The organism is Virgibacillus halodenitrificans JCM 12304 (genome assembly GCF_001310895.1).
In the GTDB taxonomy this organism is placed as follows: domain Bacteria; phylum Bacillota; class Bacilli; order Bacillales; family Amphibacillaceae; genus Virgibacillus_Q; species Virgibacillus_Q halodenitrificans.
This window is the reverse complement of record NZ_BAZS01000020.1, coordinates 16,740-41,399: the sequence shown is the minus strand read 5'-3', so window position 1 is coordinate 41,399 and position 24,660 is coordinate 16,740. Positions and strand designations below refer to the sequence as shown.

Annotated in this window: 18 protein-coding genes and 2 pseudogenes; 4 read left to right on the top strand and 16 right to left on the bottom strand. The window is 37.4% G+C overall.

Annotated elements, in window-relative coordinates; translation table 11 throughout:
* Window positions 1-46 precede the first annotated feature (46 nt).
* The 5 genes from JCM12304_RS19600 to JCM12304_RS11410 all read right to left on the bottom strand — a co-directional run bounded on the left by JCM12304_RS19600 (window position 47) and on the right by JCM12304_RS11410 (window position 5,633).
* Entirely contained in the window at window positions 47-214 is a 168-nt protein-coding gene (locus JCM12304_RS19600; protein WP_019376842.1) for a DUF6903 family protein, read from the bottom strand.
* Complete coding sequence (gene gnpA, locus JCM12304_RS11425; protein WP_060680506.1) at window positions 204-2,375, bottom strand: 1,3-beta-galactosyl-N-acetylhexosamine phosphorylase; 2,172 nt, start codon at window positions 2,373-2,375, stop codon at window positions 204-206. Before gnpA ends, JCM12304_RS19600 begins: the two co-directional genes overlap by 11 nt.
* Before the next feature lie 9 nt (window positions 2,376-2,384).
* Complete coding sequence (locus JCM12304_RS11420; RefSeq protein WP_172675286.1) at window positions 2,385-3,266, bottom strand: carbohydrate ABC transporter permease; 882 nt, start codon at window positions 3,264-3,266, stop codon at window positions 2,385-2,387.
* Window positions 3,267-3,281: 15 nt separating this feature from the next.
* On the bottom strand, window positions 3,282-4,172 hold the full coding sequence (locus tag JCM12304_RS11415; protein ID WP_019376839.1) for a carbohydrate ABC transporter permease: 891 nt from the start codon (window positions 4,170-4,172) through the stop codon (window positions 3,282-3,284).
* Window positions 4,173-4,280: 108 nt separating this feature from the next.
* A complete protein-coding gene (locus JCM12304_RS11410) occupies window positions 4,281-5,633 on the bottom strand; it encodes a carbohydrate ABC transporter substrate-binding protein (RefSeq protein ID WP_019376838.1) in 1,353 nt (450 codons plus the stop codon).
* Window positions 5,634-6,194: 561 nt separating this feature from the next.
* Here JCM12304_RS11410 and JCM12304_RS11405 point away from each other — a divergent pair.
* Complete coding sequence (locus tag JCM12304_RS11405; protein ID WP_060680462.1) at window positions 6,195-7,028, top strand: AraC family transcriptional regulator; 834 nt, start codon at window positions 6,195-6,197, stop codon at window positions 7,026-7,028.
* A gap of 118 nt (window positions 7,029-7,146) precedes the next feature.
* Here the strand turns inward: JCM12304_RS11405 and JCM12304_RS11400 are convergent, their stop codons facing one another.
* Complete coding sequence (locus tag JCM12304_RS11400) at window positions 7,147-8,817, bottom strand: peptide ABC transporter substrate-binding protein (protein WP_060680459.1); 1,671 nt, start codon at window positions 8,815-8,817, stop codon at window positions 7,147-7,149.
* 224 nt (window positions 8,818-9,041) lie between these two features.
* Between JCM12304_RS11400 and JCM12304_RS11395 the strand changes: the two genes are divergently transcribed.
* The gene (locus tag JCM12304_RS11395) at window positions 9,042-10,319 is read left to right on the top strand and encodes a Gfo/Idh/MocA family protein (RefSeq protein ID WP_060680458.1); all 1,278 of its coding nucleotides are present in this window, start codon (window positions 9,042-9,044) and stop codon (window positions 10,317-10,319) included.
* Window positions 10,320-10,370: 51 nt separating this feature from the next.
* Window positions 10,371-11,336, top strand: coding sequence for a LacI family DNA-binding transcriptional regulator (locus JCM12304_RS11390; protein ID WP_060680456.1), 966 nt, complete (start codon window positions 10,371-10,373; stop codon window positions 11,334-11,336).
* Window positions 11,337-11,366: 30 nt separating this feature from the next.
* Here the strand turns inward: JCM12304_RS11390 and JCM12304_RS11385 are convergent, their stop codons facing one another.
* The 9 genes and pseudogenes from JCM12304_RS11385 to JCM12304_RS11340 all read right to left on the bottom strand — a co-directional run bounded on the left by JCM12304_RS11385 (window position 11,367) and on the right by JCM12304_RS11340 (window position 22,692).
* Window positions 11,367-12,491 carry a M20 family metallopeptidase gene (locus JCM12304_RS11385; RefSeq protein WP_060680453.1) on the bottom strand — a complete coding sequence of 375 codons (1,125 nt, stop codon included), beginning with the start codon at window positions 12,489-12,491 and terminating at the stop codon, window positions 11,367-11,369.
* 100 nt (window positions 12,492-12,591) lie between these two features.
* Window positions 12,592-13,527: an LCP family glycopolymer transferase gene (locus tag JCM12304_RS11380; protein ID WP_060680451.1), complete on the bottom strand. Its 936-nt coding sequence runs from the start codon at window positions 13,525-13,527 to the stop codon at window positions 12,592-12,594.
* Between the two features lie 848 nt (window positions 13,528-14,375).
* On the bottom strand, window positions 14,376-16,061 hold the full coding sequence (locus tag JCM12304_RS11375; RefSeq protein ID WP_060680450.1) for a peptide ABC transporter substrate-binding protein: 1,686 nt from the start codon (window positions 16,059-16,061) through the stop codon (window positions 14,376-14,378).
* 113 nt (window positions 16,062-16,174) lie between these two features.
* Entirely contained in the window at window positions 16,175-16,786 is a 612-nt protein-coding gene (locus JCM12304_RS11370) for a sterol desaturase family protein (RefSeq protein WP_060680448.1), read from the bottom strand.
* A 262-nt stretch (window positions 16,787-17,048) separates the two neighbouring features.
* Window positions 17,049-17,368 (bottom strand): annotated as a pseudogene (locus tag JCM12304_RS20385) (glycosyl-4,4'-diaponeurosporenoate acyltransferase CrtO family protein).
* Window positions 17,369-17,884: 516 nt separating this feature from the next.
* On the bottom strand, window positions 17,885-18,658 hold the full coding sequence (locus JCM12304_RS19085) for a glycosyltransferase family 2 protein (protein WP_060680444.1): 774 nt from the start codon (window positions 18,656-18,658) through the stop codon (window positions 17,885-17,887).
* 33 nt (window positions 18,659-18,691) lie between these two features.
* Window positions 18,692-20,199, bottom strand: a pseudogene (locus JCM12304_RS11350) (phytoene desaturase family protein).
* Window positions 20,200-20,254: 55 nt separating this feature from the next.
* Window positions 20,255-21,151, bottom strand: a complete 897-nt coding sequence (locus JCM12304_RS11345; protein ID WP_060680442.1) for a phytoene/squalene synthase family protein — start codon at window positions 21,149-21,151, stop codon at window positions 20,255-20,257.
* A gap of 17 nt (window positions 21,152-21,168) precedes the next feature.
* On the bottom strand, window positions 21,169-22,692 hold the full coding sequence (locus JCM12304_RS11340) for a phytoene desaturase family protein (protein WP_060680440.1): 1,524 nt from the start codon (window positions 22,690-22,692) through the stop codon (window positions 21,169-21,171).
* 237 nt (window positions 22,693-22,929) lie between these two features.
* Between JCM12304_RS11340 and JCM12304_RS11335 the strand changes: the two genes are divergently transcribed.
* Entirely contained in the window at window positions 22,930-23,799 is an 870-nt protein-coding gene (locus JCM12304_RS11335) for a MerR family transcriptional regulator (RefSeq protein WP_019378848.1), read from the top strand.
* A gap of 154 nt (window positions 23,800-23,953) precedes the next feature.
* Here JCM12304_RS11335 and JCM12304_RS11330 read toward each other — a convergent pair whose 3' ends face one another.
* A complete protein-coding gene (locus JCM12304_RS11330) occupies window positions 23,954-24,628 on the bottom strand; it encodes a uracil-DNA glycosylase (RefSeq protein ID WP_060680438.1) in 675 nt (224 codons plus the stop codon).
* Between the last annotated feature and the right edge of the window lie 32 nt (window positions 24,629-24,660).

The window sequence follows — 24,660 nt, the reverse complement described above, 5'->3', positions numbered from 1 at the left end:
CTACAAAAAGAAAAACCATTCCAAACCGGTTTTTCCTTTTTGTTTATTATACAAATTTACGGTTGTAGTTCCATAGTAAAAATAGTAAACCGGCTAGACCAATTAACTGTGACAACAGGTATAACTTACCTACTGTTCTTTGACCGTTGATCACGAGAAACATACAAAACAGAAAGAATACAATTTTAGCAATTAGTATTATTCTATCCTTCATGCTGCTCTTCCTCCCATTTTATTTCACTTGGTTGTAAGGTGATGGTAGATTTATTGCCGTTTCCATCATAAACATCCGTAACTTGTTCCACATTGGAGTTATTAATGATCGCATACTTATTAATAGACGGATAGGCATGTACTTCACAATTTAAATTAGAAGACTGCCATATCTTCCACTGTTCTTCTTTGCCGGCACTATAATAGATAGCGCGGAGCAATAACCTTGTATTCTCATAGCTATATGGAATTCCAGCAATGTAAACTCCTCTGCCTTCACCAAAGGTTGTACTTGATAAATGAACGCCATCCTCTGTATGAACAATAATATCAGTGTCCTCACTTAAAGCATACACATTCTTCATCCCTTCTCCAAAATTAAAAGTGGAGACATCTTCTGTAATAAAGTGGGAATCTGCTTCCTCTGTGAAATACTTATTTGTGGATAGACTATATCCTAATTCTTTATCTACTCCAAGCACATTTGCTAATTGGAAATAGCGACCCTGGTGGTGAATAGCTGAAGGCTCCCCAACACCGATCAAACCACCGCCGTTGTAAACCCATTCTCTCAAAGTGGCAGTAACTTTTTCATTTTTCCAATGTTCTCCTCCAGAGAAAGATGTTCCTGCATCTCCAGCATTAATAATTACGTCTACTTCTTCTGGCACACCATTATTAATAATGTCATCAAAACTTATAAAAGAAACGTCTACCGCCATTCCACTTAACGCTTCTGTAATCCCATGATAAGAATAAGCTTGTTTATACCATTTACCATGAGCTACCATATGTGTTTGCCATGTTCTAATTTTTCCCCAGGCATTTAATACAGCTACGTTGAGTCCAGTATATGGTTTTACACCCTTAATGGTATCGTAAATATCCCGAAATTCATCGGTAACTTTTTCTACATAGTCAACAAACTCCGGAAATTTATAAGCCAGGCTTAAATAGCCACCATAACCTATTCTGTCCAATGGACTCCGCATGAGCGCTCTTCTGGCTGCTAGCCAATTTTCATTTGCCTCAATAGCTGGATTATTTCCTTCATAAAACGTATCTGGGAAGAAGTATGGTAAGAATCTCCCTTCCGTATAGCTTACATGCGGAATATCCGAAATTAAACGCAGTGTAGTCCCATCTCCTACACTCCCTACAACCGCATCGATACCAGTTTCCTTGAAATACTCTCCATAAGGCTCTGTACCAATCCAGTTATCTCCTAAAAACATCATCGCTTCTTTATCTTGATCATGCACGAGACTAACTAATTCTTTCACTTCTTTTGCCACAAACTGCTGAATAAAGTCAATATAATCCAAATAAGCTTTTGTTGGTACACGGAAACTTGAATTATAATATCCTCTATCTACTATATCCTCTGGACGAAGTCGATAACCTTTTTCCTGTGCAAAAGCTTCAAGGGCCGCAACAGAAACACTTGCTCCATATCCAAACCAATCAACAAACTTTTCTTTTCCCAAATTGTCAAAGATGAGGGTAAAGTGATAGAAAAAAGTGGTGAAGCGAACAACGTCCGTGTCCGGATTTTCCTTAAGCCAGTTTTCCAAGTAATCCTTCATAAATTGATTGGAGAAAGGTTGTCTAGCATCAAACGGGATGTCGTGCGGCTTATCTCCCCAATTATTCGTAATATGATTATACATATGTGTCGGATCCCAGATCATATAAGCCAAAAATGATACAGTATATTCATGCCATGGTTCTGCCTGATTGATGATGACCTGATTTGTTTCTTGTTTAACCTCCCAATTAGCTGGATCAACTACATCACCAGTTGTTCGATTAATAACTTCCCACCACTCTTTTGGGTTGTGAATATAATCAGGCTTGATTTGATCCTCAAAATATCCTTTCAAAAAGTCGATTTCCAACGACTTGTCTTTTGCTGTATTGAATTGTGACATTAAATATAATTGTTGCGTTTCCTCAGGGTGTTGTTCAGCAAATTCGTTATTCCCTCGCGCTACAAAATACGTTGTGTATATTTTGGCATCCAATTGCTTTATTTCATCATCAAGCTTCGTGCCATCACTATCACGTAATGCATCTGCTCCCCATCGTTCCATCAATTCCTTTGTTTCGTTCAAAAAATTCTGTTCACTTGGTAAGGTTACCCTTCCTGTTGATTTGTTCATTTTATTCACCTATCCTTTCACTCCTCCAACTGTCATTCCCTGCGTTAATCGTTTCTGGACAATAATGTATAAAATTAATGTTGGTAACATGACGATTACCATTCCTGCATACATAGGGCCATAGTTAACCGCCGCTCGTTCTGCCGCCATTAAATTTAATAGTCCAACTGGCAGTGTTTTATTCTCAGCCGGCATTAGTGTAAGAGCTAAAATATATTCATTCCAAAACAGTAAAAAGTTGAATAAGATTACTATAATAATGCTCGGCGCTGCCATCGGAAGCATAACAGAAAACATTGTTCTGAAATACCCCGCTCCATCAATACTTGCTGCTTCCTCAAAATCAGCCGGAAGTGTTTCAAAATAGCTGGAAAGAAGAAAGATAGTAAACGGCAAAGCAGTTGATGCATAAATTAGCGCTAGGATAAATCGATTGTTTAAAAACAACCCTTCTCCTAATAATTCTTTAATACCTGAATCCCATCCAAGTAACATTAGAAAAATAGGAACTGCAATATAACTTACATTAATAAAAAGACCAGCTTTCACAAAGGAATTAAGCAAGCCGCTACCCATAAATTTAAAGCGAGATAGCACATATGCTGCTGGCAGAGCTACCACTAGCAAGATTAATAGAGACAAGGTGGTAACAATGACCGAATTTAATAAATAGTCTCCCATATTTGCTTCAACAAACGCTTCAATGAAATTTTGGAAATAAAACCCATCCGGTAATGACCACGGGTTGCCGTAAAACTCTTTGTTTTCTTTGATGGACGCCATAAACACCCATACTACCGGTATAATGATTGAAATAGCGAGGGCGAATAAAGCCACATAAATAAAAAGCTTGAAAAGTGTTTCTGTGCGCATGCCTTTCTTTTTTTCCATGACATTATCCTCCTTTTAATACTCCAGCACATCTCTTTTTGTAATATGGCTAACAATTGCGGCAAGTGCGAATGAGAAAAGGAACACAACAACACCTATAGCCATTCCGTATCCATAGGTAGAGTTACCGTATGCTTGTGCGTACATATAGGAGAGAAACACTTCTGTGGATCCATCCGGCCCGCCACCTGTCATTGCCTTTACGAGCAAAAAGCTTAAATTAATCGTACTTATAATATAAAACGTCAGTGTTGTACGTATGTTATTCCAAATGAGTGGCAGTGTAATACTTGTAAATTGTTTAAGTTTACCAGCGCCCTCTAACGAAGCTGCTTCATAGTAGCTTGCTGGAATGCTTGCCATACTAGACATATACATTACCATATAGTAGCCGATCGCCTGCCAAACCAAAGCACCCGCTACACTGTAAATAACAATACTTTGATTCCCTAGCCACATTTGCTTCATGCTTTCTAAGCTGAAAATATCGAATACACTGTTTAATAGTCCGCTTTCCGGATCATAGACAGCAGAAAATATCCCCGCAATAACAACAATGGATAAGATATTCGGTATGTAGAAAATTATTCGGAAAAAATTATTTCCTTTTAAATTTTCTTTAGTTAATAAAGCTGCGAAAAACAGAGCAAAAACGATAGTAATCATCGCAACCAGCACAATTAACAAAACAGAGTTTTGAAAGGACTGTATAAATCCTGCATCATTCCACAAAACTTTAAAGTTATCAAAGCCAACAAATTCCTTTGTATTTGAGAATCCTCCCCAGCTATACATAGACATTCGGAAAACCTCTACAGTAGGAACAACCATAAACAAGATAAACAGAATAATAGCAGGGGAAATACAAACAGTAATGAATATATTTCTTGCCTTTTTGTTACTCACAACGCTCACCTCTCTTAATAACAAAAATATTATAAATTAGTGTTATTACTTGTTTCAAAAATAAGACGACGAACACAGAGTCACGCTCGTCGTCTTTTTATTTATCAATTACTTCATAGCAGGTCGTAATTTATCGCTTACTTCTTCAATATCTTTTTTCCACTGTTCATAAGTCGTTTTACCACTTATTACACTATCAATCGTTCCATAAACCTCATCACTAATGCTTGCTCCTGGAACAGGCTCTGTTGAAGCGAATGTTCCCATTGCTGGAAGAGCACCATTCTCATAAACACTATAGAAGATTTTCTTTTGATCATTCAGCTTTTCTACAATTCCTTCAATAGGCTGTACCGCACCTGCTTCTAAAAAGATATCTGCTGCTTCATCTGAATACATGTAAGCAATGAAATCTTTAGCTGCGTCTTTATTCTCAGCTGCGGAAGGAATCCAAATTTGTTCGAAGAATGTAAACGCATAGCGATCTCCACCTTCCTCAAAAGCAGGAACCGGAGCCATTCCCCATTCGAAACCATCTGCACGTGGGGCTTCTTTCATTTCATCAACTACCCAGCTTCCATTTGGCATAAATAATGCTTTATTTTCCAATACAAGCTGCTGATTTTTAGTGAAATCATTTGGGTTAGCATTCGCTACCGTATTCGGATGTGTGTACTCACCTAGCTTTTCAACTGTTTTTAGTACACGTTCCGCTTCCTTTGTTTCCCAAATATTATCTTCATACGTCATAGCTGAATTATAGAAATCAGGACCACCAGACGCATACAACATGGAACCTAATAATGTATCAAAATATCCTGCAATTGGATACGTAAATAATGAGATTCCCTCTTCTTTCGCTTTATCGCCTAGCTCCCACATTTCATCCCATGTTTGAGGAACTTCCCATCCTTTTTCTTCAAACAAGCTTTCATTATAGAACAAACCTGTTGGGCTATAAAACATTGGCGCTAAATATGTTTCTCCATCTCCATATGGGTTTGTTGCCAGTGTGTCTGTAAAACCATCAAGTATTTTATCTTTTACAACAGCTTCTTCTCCTGGAACTTTCATTTCCAACACATCGGAAAGGTTTTCAACCGCCTTCTCCTTAATTAATGTTTCAGTTAAAGCCTCTTCTCTGTCGGTTGCAAGCAAAAATACATCTGGGTAACTACCTGCCTGCATTTCGGGACGTACTACTTCTTCCAGATTTTTCTCAATAGTAAATTCAATCTTTACGTTTTCATTCGTAGCTTCATATGCTTCAGCAACCTTCTTCCACATATCGGCGCCATAAGCAGATTCAAGAGCGGCTACATGGAGAGTAGTTTCCTCGTCTTTATCACCATTTTCCCCATTAGCTTTGTTATCACTACTGTCATCACCACCGCTACATGCTGATAACGCAATTACCAAAAATAAAGCAGATAAAGCAAATAATAGATGTTTCATCTTCATATTAATGCCCCCTGATCGTTTTTTTACTTCCTACTTTCATCCTACATTCATTAAAACGCTTTCACAATAAACATCTTGTTGAGATTTTTATATATATTGCTTTTTCACATTCCTCCTTATAAAATATGATTAATAGTTTATTATATAGGAAAAGCGCAAGCGCCCGTTTAGCAACGTACAAACTGCGCCTCGCCAAGCGAGGTGGATCGGTGTTTCCGCGCATCGTGGCGTATTTAACCGATCTCCTTTTTAACACGAGATAAAGGAAACATGCCCCTGCAAAAGGGGTATGCCGACGTTGGCCGCAAAGGCCGTATTTAGTCGGCCTTCCTTCTTATTCGAGTCGATGTTGACTTATCGTAGAAAGAAGATTGAAGTTTGGGGCTGTGCTAAATGCTCGCCCCATCAAGAACCCTGCTAGTTGCTGGGCGATGGAGCTGGACATGGCCTTTCATGCATAAGGACATAATATAGCCAAAAATTATTTTTCGAACATTAGAACTAAAGCGCAGCAGCACCAAATTTTATACATACTTATTTCTATAAAAAGGAGTGCTTGGCATGTCTTATGAAGTCTATAAAATGGAAAATTCCTCTAAAGAAAAGCTACCATTTAAGCTTCTGTATGTAACCCAATCAGAATATGATAAAGGTTGGCACAGCACACATCATACCCATCATTTCACAGAGCTATTCTATATAGTAAAAGGTAAAGGATCATTTATTCTACCAAAGCATGAAGTGCCTGTTAAAGAGAACGATTTAATTATTATCAATCCAAATGTAGAGCATACAGAAAAATCAAACGAACAAGATTCCTTACAATATATAGCTCTTGGTATTGAGGGTCTTGCTTTCTCGATTACTGGTGAAAAAGATTCAACTATGGGTCTATATACGTACAATGGTGACCGAGAGGATATTTTGTTTTACCTTAATAAGTTACTCGAAGAAGTAAAACGCAATGAAAAAGATTTTGAACTGATCTGTCAAAACATCATTGAAATCTTAATTGTTAAATTAAAAAGAGAAAAAAAGTTTACAATAGAAAAAGCAGAATCCCGTAATATGAATAAAGCAGTAGCTCTCACGATGCACTATATTAATCAAAACTATCGAGACGCCCTCACCCTTGATACTCTGGCAGATATTGGACACATCAACAAATACTATCTTGCACATATTTTTAAGAGTGATGTGGGAATTTCTCCAATCGAATATTTGAATAAAATTAGAATTAGAGAAGCAAAAATATTATTGGAAACGACTGATTATAGTATCGCACATATTTCAGGTATTATTGGATATTCCTCTCAATCTTTTTTTACACAAGCTTTTAAAAAAGCAACTGGAGACACACCAAGCAAATATCGAAAAAGAAGTAATAGTATATAAATTCCAATAGCTTTCATTGTAAAACGTCAGAAGATGTATTTTTATTTCCCAATTATCACTTCCAACTTTATGAAATAGGCATGTAATGGTTCAATGCCTCTTTCATTCTGCTTTTTTATTAGTCAGAACTACCAATCTCAGCCCATTTGTACTCATATTCTGGACCTACAGCATTTGTTATAACTCCATTCAATTTAGGTGATATTAATTTAGCTGATGCAGTTTGATAGACTGGCGCAACAGCCGCCGTATCAAAAAGAATTTCCTCCGCTTCAAGTAAGGCTTCATATCTTTCTACAGGCTTTGTTGCCAGTTCATTTTGTGTCTTTGAAAGTATCTCATCATACTTCTCTACAGAATAACCCATTTTATTCGTGTTCTCATCTGTGATCCACATACCTAAAAAAGTAAATGGGTCTTGGTAATCAGGCGCCCACCCGGTGAACTGCAAATCGTAATCCATGCTCTTATCCAGTGTTGTCAACTGTTCAAGAGGCACTCTTTTTATTGTAATAGATAAGCCAGGTAAATTCTTTTCTAACTGGTTTGCCATATACTCACTTATAAACTTAGAATCCCCACTATCTCCTGACAAGTATTCTAACTCAACAGTTTCCTTTCCTATTTCCTGCAATCCCTTTTCCCATAATTTTTTCGCCTTTTCAGCATCATAGCTAACTAAATCTCCATTTATTTCCCGAAAGTCTTTTCCGCTCTCTGGATGTGTTGAAAACTTTTTAGGCACAAGCCCATTCGCAGCAATGGAACCATTATTTAATATGTTATTAACTAGCGCTTCCTTATCAAAAGCTCTGCTAATTGCTTTTCGAATATTTCTGTTCCCCAGAGCCTTTGTTCGTTGCTGGTTCATTTTCAAGTAAAAAACACTTGCTTCAGGTGTTGTATCAAAATCCTCTCTTGATTGAAACTGATCTATTAAATCTGAAGACAGCTCTGCTCGGTCAATTTCTCCTTTTTCATATAAATCAACAATTAATTGATTATCTTTTGCCACATTATAATTAAATTCTTCTATAGAAACTTCTTCTGCATCCCAATAAGAAGCATTTTTCTCCAGCTTCCATGAATCGGACGTACTTTCCCATTCCTTCAGCTTATAAGGGCCATTAGAAAGAAGATATTCACTACTTGTCCCATAATTATCCCCTGATTTTTCAACAAACTTTTCATTTAAAGGCCAGTTAAATATTCCAAAAGAGATTAAAGATTCAAAGTACGGAATTGGTTTTTCTAGAGTAACCACTAAGGTGTGATCATCCTTTGCTTCAACACCTAAATCGCTCACCTTTTTCTTACCTCCACTTATAGGTTTTGCATTTTTCACTACCCCATTCATTAAATATGGCCCGTACTCAGAACCTGTATCCGGATTAATAGCCCTTTGCCAAGCATATACAAAATCATGGGCAGTGACCGGATCGCCATTTTCCCACTCGGCATTATCACGAAGATGAAAGGTCCATTTCAGCCCATCGTCACTAACTTCACTTTTAGTTGCTATTCCCGGCACTTTTTCCCCCTTTTCATCTAAACGATATAAACCTTCTGTTGTCATAGATAAAAATTGATTGGAAACTTGATCATTTGCTAAAGTTAAATCCATTGTTGTAATTTGTTCGCTTTTAGTTAAATTCTCTACCTGTTTATTATCCTTACTTGTCTTATCTCCGTCTTCTGAAGTATTAGTACTATTATCACAAGCTACCCCTATTACACCTATACTGATTAGAACGATAAAGACAAAAAAAGTTTTTAATAAACGATGCATGAAATCTCTCCAGTAAATATTTTACTAAATAAATTATTCTCAACTTGGATTATACATGATCATAATTTATAATGCATTATTTTTAAAAAATTTAATTTATTGTGCTTATCCATTGTAATAAATAAGGATATAAACTATTATTAGTAATAATATGGGAACATTAATTAGTAAAACTTATAAATTTGCAAGTAAAATTTTCAGTAAATAAAAAGGGGAAATTTAAAATGAAGCCAACTACAGCCATCTTAATTGGCGCGGGAGATCGCGGAGCTAGAGCCTATGCTCCTTATGCACTAAAAAATCCACATGAACTTAAGATTATTGGGGTTGCCGAACCAAATGAATTAAGAAGAGATAAGATTAAACAGGAGCATAATTTATCTACAGAGGACTGCTTTCATTCTTGGGAAGACTTACTTACAAAGGAGAAAACAGCGGATATTGCGATTATTTGCACCATGGATAGAGAACACTTCGGACCTACCATGAAAGCGTTAGAGCTCGGATATCATGTCCTATTAGAAAAGCCAATGTCCCCAGACCCTAAAGAATGTATCGCAATGGAGCAACAGGCAGAAAAATTTAACAAACAACTAACCATTTGCCATGTACTTCGGTACACAGATTTTTGGTCAACAATTAAAAAAGTGATTGAAGACGGTAAAATTGGTGAAGTAGCATCCATACAATTAAATGAAAATGTGGAAGTTATGCATATGTCTCACAGCTTTGTTCGCGGAAACTGGAAAAAGAAAGAAGACTCAAGTCCAATGATTTTACAGAAATCCTGTCACGACATGGATATCATTCGTTATGTTATTAACAAAAAGTGCGAACGAGTAAGTTCGTATGGATCTCTTATGCATTTCCGCAAAGAAAACATGCCCGCAGGAGCTCCAAAGCGCTGTCTTGATGGATGTCCAGCAGCTCAGTCCTGTCCTTTCCACGCAGGGAATTATTATCTTGGTGAAGGTAGAGGATGGGCAAGAAAGTTCACAGAAGACACATCAAACGAGGGTATTATTAAGGCTTTAAACGAGACAGATTATGGTAAATGCGTCTATCAACTTGATAACGATGTAGTTGACCATCAAGTTGTAAATATGGAATTTGAAGATGGAGCTACAGCAACATTCAGTATGTGTGGATTCACACGCGAGCAGACAAGAACTGTTCAAATAATGGGAACCAAAGGAGAACTGCGCGGGAACATGACTGAAAATCAAATATCCTATTATGACTTCCTTACAAAGCATGAAACAGTCATTAAATTCGACTCGCCAACTGGCGGACATGGTGGTGGAGATCTCGGTATTATGCGTGACTTCTTAATAGACATCCAGCAAAGTGATAGAAGTAAAAGTGTTTCCTCTGCAAGTAATTCTTTAAGCAGCCACTTAATGGCATTTGCTGCTGAAGAATCACGTTTAAATAAAGGTACTTCCATCGAATTGGATACATTCTATAATAATTTATCAAAACAATACAGTGTAATGGAGTAAATATGATAAAATAAATAGAAATAAACTTGAACGAGTGAAATAGGTGATCATGTGGCAACAATTAAAGATATCGCGACAAAAGCAAAGGTTTCGCCCGCAACAGTTTCACGGGTGTTGAATTATGACGCTTCTCTTTCTGTTGCAGAGGAAACAAAAAGACGCATTTTTGAAGCTGCCGAAGCTCTTTCTTATAAAAAACATTCTGTAAAAAAACACATAGGTGAAAAGATAGCAATTGTTCACTGGTATACAGAATCAGAGGAGTTAAACGACCTTTACTATCTATCCATTCGGCTGGGAGTCGAACAACGCTGTAAAGAGCTGCAATTGTCGCCCGAAATGTATTTCTTTGATACGATTGATGATATAAATCCTGATCAAATTAAAGGAATAATCGCTATTGGCAAGTTTAATTCCAAGCAAGTAAAGAAGCTTAGAACGATATCTCCTGCCCTTGTTTTCGTTGATCAGTCTCCAAATGAAGATGTATACGATTCTGTAATTATTAATTTTAATCGCGCCATACGAAAAATTATTGACCATTTCATCGAAAACAATCATACATCCATTGGATTTATTGGTGGAAAAGAACATATAAGAGAGAAAGCCTTTAAGGAGTACTTAAAGAAAAAAGGGCTGTACAATAACGAAACAGTATATGTAGGATCTTTTTCAGTGGATGAAGGCTATCGCTTAATGAAGAAAGCAATTGAGGAGCTTGGCGACAAGCTACCCACAGCTTTTGCAGTTAGTAGTGATGTCATGGCAATCGGCTGTATGCGGGCCTTACATGAGGCAAGTATTTCCATTCCAGAGAGGGTAAGTATTATGGGGATTAACGATATAAGTGTTTCAAAGCATCTTTATCCTCCATTAAGTACCATACGGGTATTTACCGAACTCATGGGAGAAACAGCGGTTAACCTCTTGCTCGAAAGGTTTGAAGGAAGGGAAATTGCCAAACAGGCTATTGTATCCACAGAAGTAGTCGTACGAAAAAGCGTCAAATCAATATGATTTGACGCTTTTTTATGTTGTCACAAACAATTATAATGTAGTAATTAACTTACAAAGAAGGGTAGCGCGCTCTGGAATTTCACTTGCCAAAATATGCTCGTTTCTTGCATGAATTCCTTCTCCAACTGCACCAAGACCATCAAGAGTAGGAACTCCTAAGTTTGCAGTGAAATTACCGTCACTGCCTCCCCCAACCGAAGCCTCTTCCAAATCAAAATCAAGATCCTTGGCAATATGCTTTGCTACATGAAAAAGCTTTCCGGTCCGATTGCTTCGGACCATAGGTGGCCGGTTCATCTTTCCCTTTACTTTCAAAGTTACTCCCTCTGTTCTAGGTTCAAGATGGCGGATGAGCTGGTCTAATCTCTTCTGTTCTTTCATTGTTTTCACCCGTACATTTACTCCAAAAGTAGCCGAATCTGGCACTACGTTCAGCTTTCCTCCACCTTTAACTGTTCCTACATTCACCGTAGTTCCTGTCGTATAATTTGTTAATTCTTCTAAATAAATAATTAGATGTGCGGCTTCTTTTATTGCACTTCTGCCATCACGATGATGGTTTCCAGCATGTGCTGCTTTCCCTTTTATATCGATCACATAGCGAGAAGAGCCTTTTCTTGCTGTTTTTAATGCACCCGTTTCAGCTACTGGAGGTTCTGTCACTAAAACAACCTTACTCTTTAAAGCTTCTTTCTCAATTAACAGCTTTGAGGTGGGGCTACCTAGCTCTTCATCACTTGTACACAGAAAAACTATTTTCTTATTTAGGGAGAGACCTAGATCCTTGCAAGCTTTCAAAGCCCAAATCGCTTGAACTAATCCTGCTTTCATATCCAATATACCAGGTCCATATACTTTATTCCCTTTGACTTTATATTTGAGATCTCCTTTGTCCCAGACTGTGTCAAAATGGGATAAAAGAAGGAGTGTTTCCTCTCCATCGCCAAATTCGAATCGTAAATGATCTCCGTACTTTTGCTGTTTAATTTCTGTAGCCTTATACTCGAAGTAGCGCTGAAACAATAGTTGGATATTAGCTTTGCATTTATCTGTTAATTCTTTATTTATAGAGGGTGAATCACTTTCTACGAGTAGTTTTATATCCTCCAGAATCCTTTTTTGATTAACTTCCATGTATTTTTTTATATGGTCCATGTTTTGTCTCCCTTATAAATGAATAACTTGGCAGATTTAATGTAAAAAAGGAACACTTTCCAAATTAACAAAGAAGTGTCCCTTTTTTTAATTATGCGTGTTAAATTCCCGATTCCACACCTGTTATCATACCGTGGACTTTCTCCACTTCTTCATCAGCAACAATTAAATAATAAATACCATCCAGCTTTGTACCCGTCCCTTTCATCTGATAATCGGTGAAGTTCTTTCGAGTATTTTTATACTGGGAAAGCATGTTTTTCATGTCACTAAAGTCCATATTTGTCGCCATATTATTACCAAGCACATCAATCATTCCATTAATTTTTGTAACAGAGCTTACAGAGGCTCCCTTATTTACAATCCCTTGAATAACTTGACGTTGTCGCTTTGTGCGACCAAAGTCACCATCTGGATCCTGTTTTCTCATACGAACAAAGTGCATCGTTTTATCTCCATCCATGTCGGTGGGGCCAAAGCCAAATTCATATTTTCCGTCATCCCAGGCGATATCATTATATACGGTGATGGATCCTAATTGGTTTACTACTTCTTCCAATCCTTCCATATTCATTCGGACATAATAATCGAGATCAATATTCAGGAAATTTTCTACGGTTGCAACTGCCATATCACTGCCCCCGAATGCATAGGCGTGATTAATCTTATCCTCAAAGCCCTTACCTACAATCTCTGTTCTTGTATCTCGCGGAATACTTACGAGCTGCATTTTGTCATTTTTAGGATCTAAGGTTAAAACCATCATGGCATCCGAACGACCTTTATCATTTTCCCGTTCATCTACACCTAACAGGAGTACATTTAATACTTCTGCATCTTTAATTTTGACCTTTGTTTTCTTTGTATCAATTGCTTTAACAGGTTCGTGCATTTTATCATTTAGTGTCGTTTTAGCATTATGGTATATAGAATAGGCATAGCCTCCGACACTTAAAACTAGTAATAGAATTACAGCGATCGAAACTTTAAGCCACAATCTTTTCTTTGTTTTTTTATTCGTTCTCTTCTGATTCATGTTTACTCTCTCCATTATATGTATTTCTCCAAAGCTCTTTCTATTATACACTACTCTTTCTGTTTAGAATACTCCTATTTTTGACAGAATTTACACACTCACTTGCTTACTATTAAACTTTAATTCCTGCGTAGTTGGAGTAAAATGCGACGTAACTTTATTGATGAAAAGCTCAGTAAAATATTTGAGGAGAAGTGACCCATTGATTTCCGTTTCAGGCGGACGCTTTCCGCCGGCATGGCCTCAGCCGCTTCCTCCGCTACGCTCCGTCCAGGGTCTTCAGCTCATGCTATTCCGGCAGGAGTCGTCCCCTTCCGCTCCAATCAATTTGTATCTGCTTTAAACCATAAATAGTGGGTTAATATCTAACCACTTTACCAGTGTAGGAAATACACGAAGACTGCTCGGAAAGAAAAAAAACACCTTTCCTTCGTGCGGTGCACAATTCGCTGAAGCCTTCCTTGTCCTGTGGGTAAAGCAACAGGGCTTTTTGATGGGGTGAGTAATCGCAAAAGATCTTCGGTGGGACGAGGTGACACAGTCCCAGCCCCAGCTGAAGATCCCGCAGGACCAGAAAAGCTTCAATGAGAAACATCGCACGCAGAAAAAGTGGGTTTCTTTTTCAAGGAAGTGGTTTTCTTCCGAGGAAGCTGAAGCGTTGCCCACGGAAAGCGAAGTGTTTTTTCCGCAACGGCTGCTTAGAGTACTATCAAGTTAAGTCGGAGTTTATCCATATTACGAATTACTTTGGGATTCCAATACATGTAGATAACACAAAAAATCATAGCCTGGTAGTTCCTTGTGTTAAAGGAGCTACAAGCTATGATTTTATACTTTTCAAGAAAAAGTTATTCTGTTCCTACGTCCGCCCATTTGTATTCATATGTTGCTCCAAATGGGTTTACGTGAACACCTTTTACTTTTGGTGAAACTAATTGGGCACGGGATGCTTGATATAACGGAGCTATCGCTGCATCTTCAAAGAGAATTTTTTCTGCTTCAAGGAAATTCTCATAACGTGCCGGATTATCTGTAGCTAGCTTTGTTGCTGTATCGCCAACTAGTTCATCATATTTAGCATTGGAATAACCCATTTTATTATTTCCACTTTCAGTCGTCCATAGATTCATGAAAGTAAATGGATCTAAGAAATCAGGACCCCAACGAGAAACCTGTAACTCATAATCCATGTTGTCATCAAGATCCAGACGTTGTTCCTTAGGCACTTGCTTTAAATTAATTGTTAAACCTTCCAGATTAGTAGATAACTGGTTTGCAAGGTATTGTACCATTGTTTTGGTTGTCTCATCATCATCTGTTAACAATTCCAATTCAACTGAATCCGTACCAAGCTCCTCTAATCCCTTTTTCCATAGCTCTTGAGCTTCATCTACATTATAAGTGCTAAGGTCACCACTTACTTCTCTGAAATCTTCACCAGATTCAGGCATTGGAGTAAAGTCTGCTGGGATTAACCCATTTGCTACAATCGATCCATTATTTAAAATTTGATCTACTAGCGCTTGCTTATCGAAAGCTCTGTTCATCGCATTTCTAATATTCTTGTTTGCTAACGCCTCATTGGTAGTTTGATTATACTTCATAAAATATACAAAGGTATCTGGAGAAATCGCATAATCTTCATTCGTCGCGTACTGATCAACTAGATCTGAAGTCAAATCGACACGATCTACTACCCCGGATTCATATAAATCTACTGCTGTTTGCGGATCTTTTACAACTTCAAATTTCAACTGACTCATCTTTACTGCATCCGCATCCCAGTAATCTTCATTTTTTTCTAATGTCCAAGAGCTGCTAGTGCTTTCCCAATCTGCCATCTTATATGGCCCATTTGCCAGCAGGGCGTCTGAGCTGGTTGCATATTTATCTCCCTGCTCTTCCACAAATTTTTGATTTAATGGAAAGAACGTACCAAATGTAGTTAATGATTCAAAATATGGAGTTGGATTTTCAAGTTCAACTACTAATGTATAATCATCTTCCGCTTTTGCACCTAATTCATCGACCGACTTCTCACCGGAACTGATAGAAGTAGCGTTTTTAATAACACCATTCATCATATATGGTCCATATTCTGATCCGGTATCAGGATTAACTGCCCGTTGCCATGCATAAACAAAATCATGTGCTGTAACAGGGTCTCCATTTTGCCATTTTGCATCTTCCCTTAAATGAAACGTCCATGTCAGCCCATCATCACTAACTTCATGTTTTTTCGCGATCCCTTCTACTGGTTTCGCGTTCTCATCCAAGCGGTACAGGCCTTCTGTAGTTGCTGCTAAGTAAATAAAAGATGATTCATCTGTCGCAAGCGAGGAATCCATAGAAGGAATGGTTTCCGGATTTATAAAGCTAAGAACCTTTTCTCCATCTGCAGCCGCTTCCTCTTTCCCCTCACTGCTTGGCTCTTTTTCTCCTGATGTTTCTTCTGCGTCATCACCAGAACATGCTGCTAATATGCCTAGTAACAGACCTACTACTAATAAAATCATCCATTTCTTTAACTTCATGTAGAACCCCCCTAGTTGGTCTTTTCTTTATATTCAAATAAATTAACTAATTAAGAGTTATTATATAGTTATCCCTCTATAAAAGTAAAGAGTTTTTAGAATAATTTTGTAAATTATACTCTCTTTTCCAGGTTTTTCGCTGTAGCACTTTTTTCTACTTCCTTGTGATTTCGATAGGTCCCCATTGTTTTATCAATCGAGCTATGAGTAACACCAAACCAATAATTCTCGTTTTTATAATGATGCCAGAGGTGGACCTTTTTCAGCTTTTTCCCTAAAGCAGTAGATGGTTGGATAGGTTTATGAGCTATATAATGCTTCCATTCATAGTAAAGAAAATAACCAACTAAACCTGTGGCAAAGGCTCCCGTTATGTATTTATCTTTTGTAATAGAATAGGTAATGAAAGTTAATAAGAGAAAATTAGGTATACTGAACCAGAGTGGAAGAAATAATAGTTTCAGATTTGTGGGGTCTACATGATGGTCATAATGTAGTCGTCTGATAAGTTTTAAAAAAAGCGGGTGGTTAGGTGTACGGATGTGAAATAGAAAGCGATGAATAAAATATTCACTGATAGTATAGACAATCATACCAATGAGGATCGCCAACCAAGCTTCCCATTGAAATATTTGGGGGATAATAAAAATAAAAAGAAATGTAAACAAGATAAGCATAAAGGATATATCAGGATACAGTATAAATTCTTTCCAATATTTAATCATTAGCAACCTCCTGTTTAAAACATACTCCTCTGTTAGGCATCTACAAAGTTACTACTTTATGATAATAGTAGTATATTCTGAAGTACAAACAATTAGACTTTCTACCCGATGAATGGAAAGATTGAACCAAAATCCTAAATAATTATTTAAAAAAGAACCTCGACTCGGAGAGGTTCTTTTTACATAGCTTCGAAGCTATTTGTATAGACCTATTACTCTTCATATTAAGTAATAATGTTTCCTATAATTTGTTACACCACATTTACTTATACTTCCTAATTATTCGTTCAAGCCTTGGACGATTGTATCGCTGAACTGCGATGATAGGTATATTGAAAAGTAACGCATATCCTATCATTATCCATCCTGCCAAGAGGGGTTCCATAAAAAGAATAATCCAGCAGGTAAAATAGAGAGTAGATGAGTAATCTCAGCACGAATAGATTCAATGATGAATTGCTCAATATATATTTGATCAACTGATTTTAGATTGCGTTTTTCAAATCCTCTACCAATTATTTTGCTTCCATCCGGTATCCATTTTTTAAAGCTTCTTACTTTTAAGACATGTTCCCAAAACATCCCCTCTCGTTCCCATTCTCGCGAACGAAAAAAACAGGAATATTTCTGTAACCAATCAGCAGAAACGTAACTCATTCCTAAGGATATGACGATATGAAAAAACGCCCATGCCACTATATCTAAAAGGATAATAATTGTTAAAGGTAATTCAATAACCGGCATGTAACTTCTCCCTTCAAACCTTTATCTTTCTGCCACGCCAATTTACAGATCCAACAACGTGCGTCATGTATATCGATCTACAAAATAGCCCGGTAAAGAAAAGAAGATGTAAGGGAAAAAAGATAAATACCCAAAAACGAAAATTTCCAGTTCTTCTGGCAAACCAAAAAAATTGTAGCATGAATAAGAAGTATGTAATAACAGAGGCTACAACCCATAGAAATGGTGCCCAAATTATACTATAAGCCAGAAAGAAAAAAGATAGAAAACCTCCAGCAATCCATATACTGACAAGTGATAGCACAATAGGGTGAGTAGATTGAGAAGCTGTAGCAAAATTTTTAGTCCATCCCTCTAACAACTGCGGGAGACCCTCTGGTACATACGAAATGTAAGCAATCCTTTCCCTGAATAACAACGCACCCTATAACCAGCTTGCATAAATGCCTCACCAAGTTCTATATCATCCATGACCGCATCCTTAATTGCAGCATGACCACCTACTTCCATGTATTCTTTTTTATTACATAAAATACATGGCCCGAACGATCCTGCCGCTTCCAATTTGTTTCCAAAGGCTGTAAATACATTCATTCCAACCATTACAATAATATTGAATAATGCAGAAAGATGTTCATATGGTCGCTCAACTGTATGATATGGCTGAACTGATACAATCCCTGTTTCTTTTTTCTGCTCATATTTTTTTGCAAGCTGGTACAAAAAATCTGAATTAAATTGAGTGTCAGCATCCAGAAATAAAAGATGCTTGCCCTTTGCCTTATTTGCACCTAACCAACATGCAGCTGATTTACCTACCCAACCATCTTCCAGTTTCTCGTTTTTTATCACAGTATATCCATAGGAATGCACGAGTCGAGCAGTTTCATCCGTAGAGGCATCATCAACCACAATTACTTCAAAGGCCTGCCCCTTTTGTTTTTTCAACGACTCCAACAAAGGACCAATTCGCTTTGCTTCATTTCTTGCAGGTATAATTACAGACAGCATAGAATATGGTTTCTTTTGTCCACTTATCGGTTGAAGAGAAGGAACTTTCCAAAACATAAGCAGCCCAGCAAACATACCTATAACTATGCAAAGAGTAAAAATTAAGCCAATAAGCAATCCGCCACACCTCCTCTCTGCTTGGTTGCATCATTAAGATGACTGTTTATCTTGTTGATCGCGCGTTACTATTAGTTCACTTACTTGTTGACCACTTAATGTCACCATTGGCATTCCACCGCCTGGATTTACTGTTCCACCAACGAAATAAAGATTGTCATACTTCTCACTTTGCTTTGGATGTTTAAACCCTCTATTTAATTTTTTATCAGAAAGCGTACCATAAATGGATCCTCTATGTGACCAATACATATTTTCTATATCATGTGGTGTCCACATGTCTTCCGTAACAATATGGTGCCGAAGACCCTTTAAGCCCATTCGTTCTAATTTATCTAAGACTACATCCCTGAAATCCAAATACTCTTCTTTTGTAAAGGGTTCATCCTGGATATATGGTATGTGTGGAAGCACCTTAAGATTTTCATGTCCGGGAATAGTTTGTAGCGGATCTGTCTTATTAACGTTGACCAAATAAATGGTCGGATCATCAGGTAAACGATGCTCATGAAAAATTCGATTCATTTGCTCCTGTAAGTTCTCCGAGAAGAAAAAGTTATGGTGTGCAAGCTGAGGATAAAGCCTTTCGACACCAAGATGTAATACCAAGCCTGAACTGGAGGGCTGATACTTCTTTTCCAACTTGTGAATGTACTCTGCAGATTCACCGAGCAGCTTATCATATGCTGGGATAACCTCCATGTTGGATACAAAATAATCTGCTTCCACAGAAGTACCATCGTCCAAAATAGCTTTACTTATTTGTTTTCCATCCGTTTTCTCCAATTTTTTTACAGCTGTACCTGTAAAAATTGTACACCTTCTTTTTTTGCAAGACGTTCCAACCCGTCTGCAATGAGATCCATACCACCAGGCACATACCACACTCCTTGTGCATGCTGCATGTAGACGAGCATATTTAAAACGGCTGGTGCATCGTACGGAGAAGAACCTACATATTTAATAAAGTAGCTAAGCATGGTCCGCAGCTTTGGATTAGAGATACGTTTTTCTATTCCATGAGACATGGTAGAGAAAAGATCAAAGCCTTTAATCGAATCAACTACGCCGTGGTGTTGAATGACATCCTTCGCTGAATCCAATCCTTTTTGAAAATATCCCTCTTCCGTATATTCATATAGCCTTTTAGCGTAAGATAGAAAATCTTGATATTCTTTCATATCATTGGCATTCAGTAAATCATTTTCCGCGAGCATTTTATTAAGGTCATTATAAAGGTCTAAGATCGTATCATCTGGAAAGAAAGAACGCCATTCATGGTCCAGGCGAATCGTGGGAATAAAATCTTTCATTTTATATCCGCTTTCCGCAAACAATTTTTCAAAGATGTGTGGCATTGTTAATATAGACGGACCTAAGTCGAAACCAAATCCGTCTTGCTCCAACCTGTTTAACTTACCACCTAAGTGGTGATTTTTTTCGTATAAAGAAACTGCATAGCCTTTCTGTGCAAGTGATATTGCTGCAGATAGACCACCCAAACCTCCTCCAATTACTACAACCGTTTTTTGCCTTTTCATGTATGTTCACCCTATTTCTCTAATTTAGCAATAAGATTAATAGTTTCTTATTTCGTTAAGCTTCCAACTTATGACTCTCTGCACGTACTGTACTAGTTACTACGCTTCGATAAATACGCTGTTTTTCTATGGCAGATACATAATTACGTTGATTCAAGCAATTATAATTGTTCTTTCGCACTGCCCCCAGAATACCTCTATATATTTGAGAGGATAGTAATACTGGAAATTGACTATCTTCATCGAATGCATTTATTTTATTCTGAAAAAGGTCGTAAAGTTCTTCAGCACGTGTAGCTAACTCTTCCCAAAGTGCAATGAAACTATTATTAATTAATGAGTTTTGCAAATCTAAAATGGTATAACCTTCTTTTCGTCTTAGAGAATCAGGTAAGTAAATACGATTTTTATCCCTGTAGTCTTCTCCTACGTCGCGTAATATATTTGTTAACTGCATGGCAACACCTAAATACACCGCTTCCTCTTCTAATGACTCTCTTTCATTAGTGGCAATAATCGGCAATAACATAAGTCCTACGGATCCCGCAACCAAATAACAGTAGCGCTCTAATTCATTTATATCACGCGGGGACTGAAAGATAATATCCGTTTTTTGCCCGTTAATTTGATCATAAAAAGGCTGTATCTTCATATCATAGCGGTTGAAAACATCACGCAAGGCAATCCAGAGCAACGTGTTCGGTTCCTGTTTCATTTCGAATAGACGAAGCTGGTTTTCCAATTTAGTCAGAGCCTTCCATTGTTCTGACTTATTTCCATGTTCATCGACACTATCATCAGCAATACGACAAAAAGCATAGATGGCATATACTGCCTTTGCTTTTGGTTTAGGCAGGGTTGAAAATGCATAATAAAAGCTCTTGGAATGCCGCTTAATTATTTTTTCACAATATGCGTAAGCTTCCTCCAGTTCATTTTGAAAGTTTGTCATGAATTTCCCTCCCTTGGTTAACTGCCTCCAAACAGAATCCCTTTGTCATCATGCAGAAGCTCTTGCACTGCAATCTTTGCTGATAATAGTACTATTGGGACTCCAGCTCCAGGGTGTGTACTGCTCCCTGTGAAATACAAATTTTCACAATTGGTAGCTTTACTTTGAGGTCTTAAATGATTGCTTTGTGTGAGTGTTGGTCTTAATCCAAAGCACGCTCCATTATAAGCATTAAACTTATCTTTAAAATCCACCGGTGTCATATATGTTTCGGACACAATATCCTCTTTTACATTTTCAAAACCTTCTATTTTCTCCAAGGAATTTAAGATATTGTTACGATAGTACTGAATTGTCTCTTCATCCCACTCATACGAAGCAGTTGATAAATCGGAGACCGGCACAAGGATATAAAGGCCGTCTTTTCCTTCAGGAGCAAGAGATGGGTCCTTTTTGGAACCAATGTATACATAATAAGAAGGGTCTTCCAGCAGTTCACCTTGAAAGATACCTTCCATGTTATCTTCCAATGCATCATTGAAGACAAAATTATGAACGTTTTCAACTCCATCATATTTCTTGTCCATTCCCAGATACATCACAAAGCAAGAACAGGAGTATTTCATCTCATCAATTCGCTTGTCTGTGTATTTTCCTTTCGCAGTATCTTCTTTAATAAGGTGTTTCATGGCAAAAGGAAAATCAACATTACACATAACAAAGTCAGATTTCTCCAAGTCCCCATTCACACGAACTCCCTTTGCTTTACCATCTTCTATGACGATTTCTTCAACCGTAGTGTTATACCGAACCTCTCCTCCAAGTTCAAGAAAAAGTCGTTCCATAGAGGTGGCCATCTTATACATTCCACCTTTGATAAACCACACACCATAAAGAAATTCAATCATTGGTATCATGGTGTAGAGGGACGGTCCATCAAATGGAGAAATACCTATGTACAGTGTTTGAAAGCTAATCATTTGTTTTAAGCGCTCATTTTTAATGTATTTACTAATAAAGCTTTCCGCACTGTCCAAGGTTTTTAATTTCAGACCTTGTCGAATAGTAGATAGGTTATAAAAATCACTGGCATTTCGAAAAGGTTGTTGAATAAAGTGATTTTTCGCTACTGTAAACCTCCGATAGATTTCTTGTAAATATGCCAAGAATCCAGCTGCATCTTCATCACTAAATGCCTCCAACGTATTCATTAAATGTACCAAATCGTTAGACATTTCGTATTTAGTCCCGAGGTCATCACCAAAGTACACGGAGTACATTGGATCCAATTTTTCCATAGGGATATAATCATCAGGATTTCTCCCGGCTAATGAAAAGACCTCCCTATACAATTCCGGCATCATAACAATGGTTGGCCCAAGATCAAATTTGTATCCATCCTTTTCAATGCGATGCATCTTTCCTCCAGGCATTCCCTCTTTTTCTAGTAGTTCAACTTGATAGCCAGCATGTTGCAAACGAATCGCACTAGCCAATCCAGCAACACCTGCACCTACTACAATTACTTTTTTCTGCTTCATAATTTTCCTCCTATTTTAAACTTTGACTGCGATCAATTTCTGTATAGGGTTTTTCACAACCTTATACAACAAAAGGAGGCTTAAAGGACGTCGACTCTGTATAGTTTAAATACCCTGGTTCAAAATAAATAAACCTGGTATCCATTTTTTTTTCTAAAAGAAAAAGGTTTGCCTTGTACAACGTTAGGGTATTAACATTGTACATATAATTAATAATAAAGGATTGGATGGAAGGATATGAATACTGAAACACATTATTATATTAATCAAGTTGCTACCATCACAGGACTTTCCAAGCAAGTAATCCGCAAATGGGAGGATAGATACAATGTGGTGAGCCCAACGCGTTTAGATAATGGTTATCGCGTATATAGACAAGCGGATATAAATTGTCTTCTTCATGTAAAAGAGCTGAAAGCAGAGGGACTTACTACTGGAAAAGCGATTAATGAAGTAAAAAAGATATATAAAGCAAACAAAAATAGTGAGGTTGATTATAATAATTACACGATACAGCTTTTGGAACATGGAAAATACTATAAAGAAGTACAGATGAGCCAAGTATTAAAACAAGCATATTATTTTTACGGATTGGAATTAATGATTGAAGAGGTCATCCGCCCATTTCTAAAGGAAATAGGAAATAGATGGGAAAACGGAGAATGGAGTGAAAGCCAGGAAACTGTAAGTAGTATGGTTATCCGTGACTTTTTAATACAAGTAAGAAGAAATCTTCCTACCTTAGAAAATGCTCCCTTAGTTATTGGAGCATGCTTGCCTGAGGAACGGCATGAATTACCTTTACATATTAATTTGCTTCCCTTAACTTTAAAAGGATGCAGAACCTTATTGCTTGGCCCCTCTCCTGCTCCAGGAACAATAGAACGGTTAACAGAATCCTTGCAACCAAAAACCGTTTTACTTTCTGCAACAACTGATATTCCTTTTAAAACAGAACCTGGACTGTTGAAGCATTGGGATGAGTTTGCCAAGACACACCCACAAACTAACTTTTATTTGGGTGGGAAAGGGGCCTTAGAATATACAGATCAACATCCCCCTTCCTTTATTAAGGCAACAAATGATCTAAAAGATATTAAAGTGTAGACATTAAACCGTTATGAAATAAAATTACTATTTTACTTGAGAGTAGTTTTAGTTTAGCGAATTAATTGCTTTTTTTACCATTCTGCGCCTGCAAAGTTATTAGTTTAAAACAACGCATCTGAGATCATGAAAAGCAAATTTGTTTGTATACTTTTTAGTCTAGACACCAATCCACTTCGGTTTGTTTAGACTTTCTCAAGTATTGATTCGTTTTTGAAAATGGCTTACTGCCAAAAAAACCGCGTCTTGCAGAGAAGGGGCTTGGATGGGGAGATCTAATTATAGTGTGTTTTTCTACGTTAATTAGTTCCTCCTTCTTTTGTGCGGCCCTTCCCCAAAGAATATAGACGATTGGTGCTTCCTTTTTGTTTAAGACTTCGATTACCCGATTGGTAAAAATCTCCCATCCTTTATTTTGATGAGAGTGTGGCTGCCCCTCTCTAACTGTAAGAACAGAATTCAGAAGCAATACACCCTGTCTTGTCCATTTTGTTAAATCTCCATGATCAGGCTTTGGACATCCAATATCATTCTCTAATTCTTGAAAAATATTTTTTAAAGACGGCGGTACTTTTACACCTTTCTGCACTGAAAAACTGAGACCTTGCGCTTGATTCGGCCCATGATAAGGATCCTGCCCAAGTATAACCACTTTCACATCCTTAAATGGAGTAAGATGCAATGCATTAAAAATATCATCCATTTGTGGGTAAACGTTATGATTATTGTATTCACCTTTTAAAAACTCTCGCAACGCAATATAGTACTCTTTTTCAAACTCTTCTGCTAGTAAATCAGCCCAGTCATTTTTTAAAATTTGTTTTTGCAATTTGTACTCTCCTTCTATTTAACCTCACAATA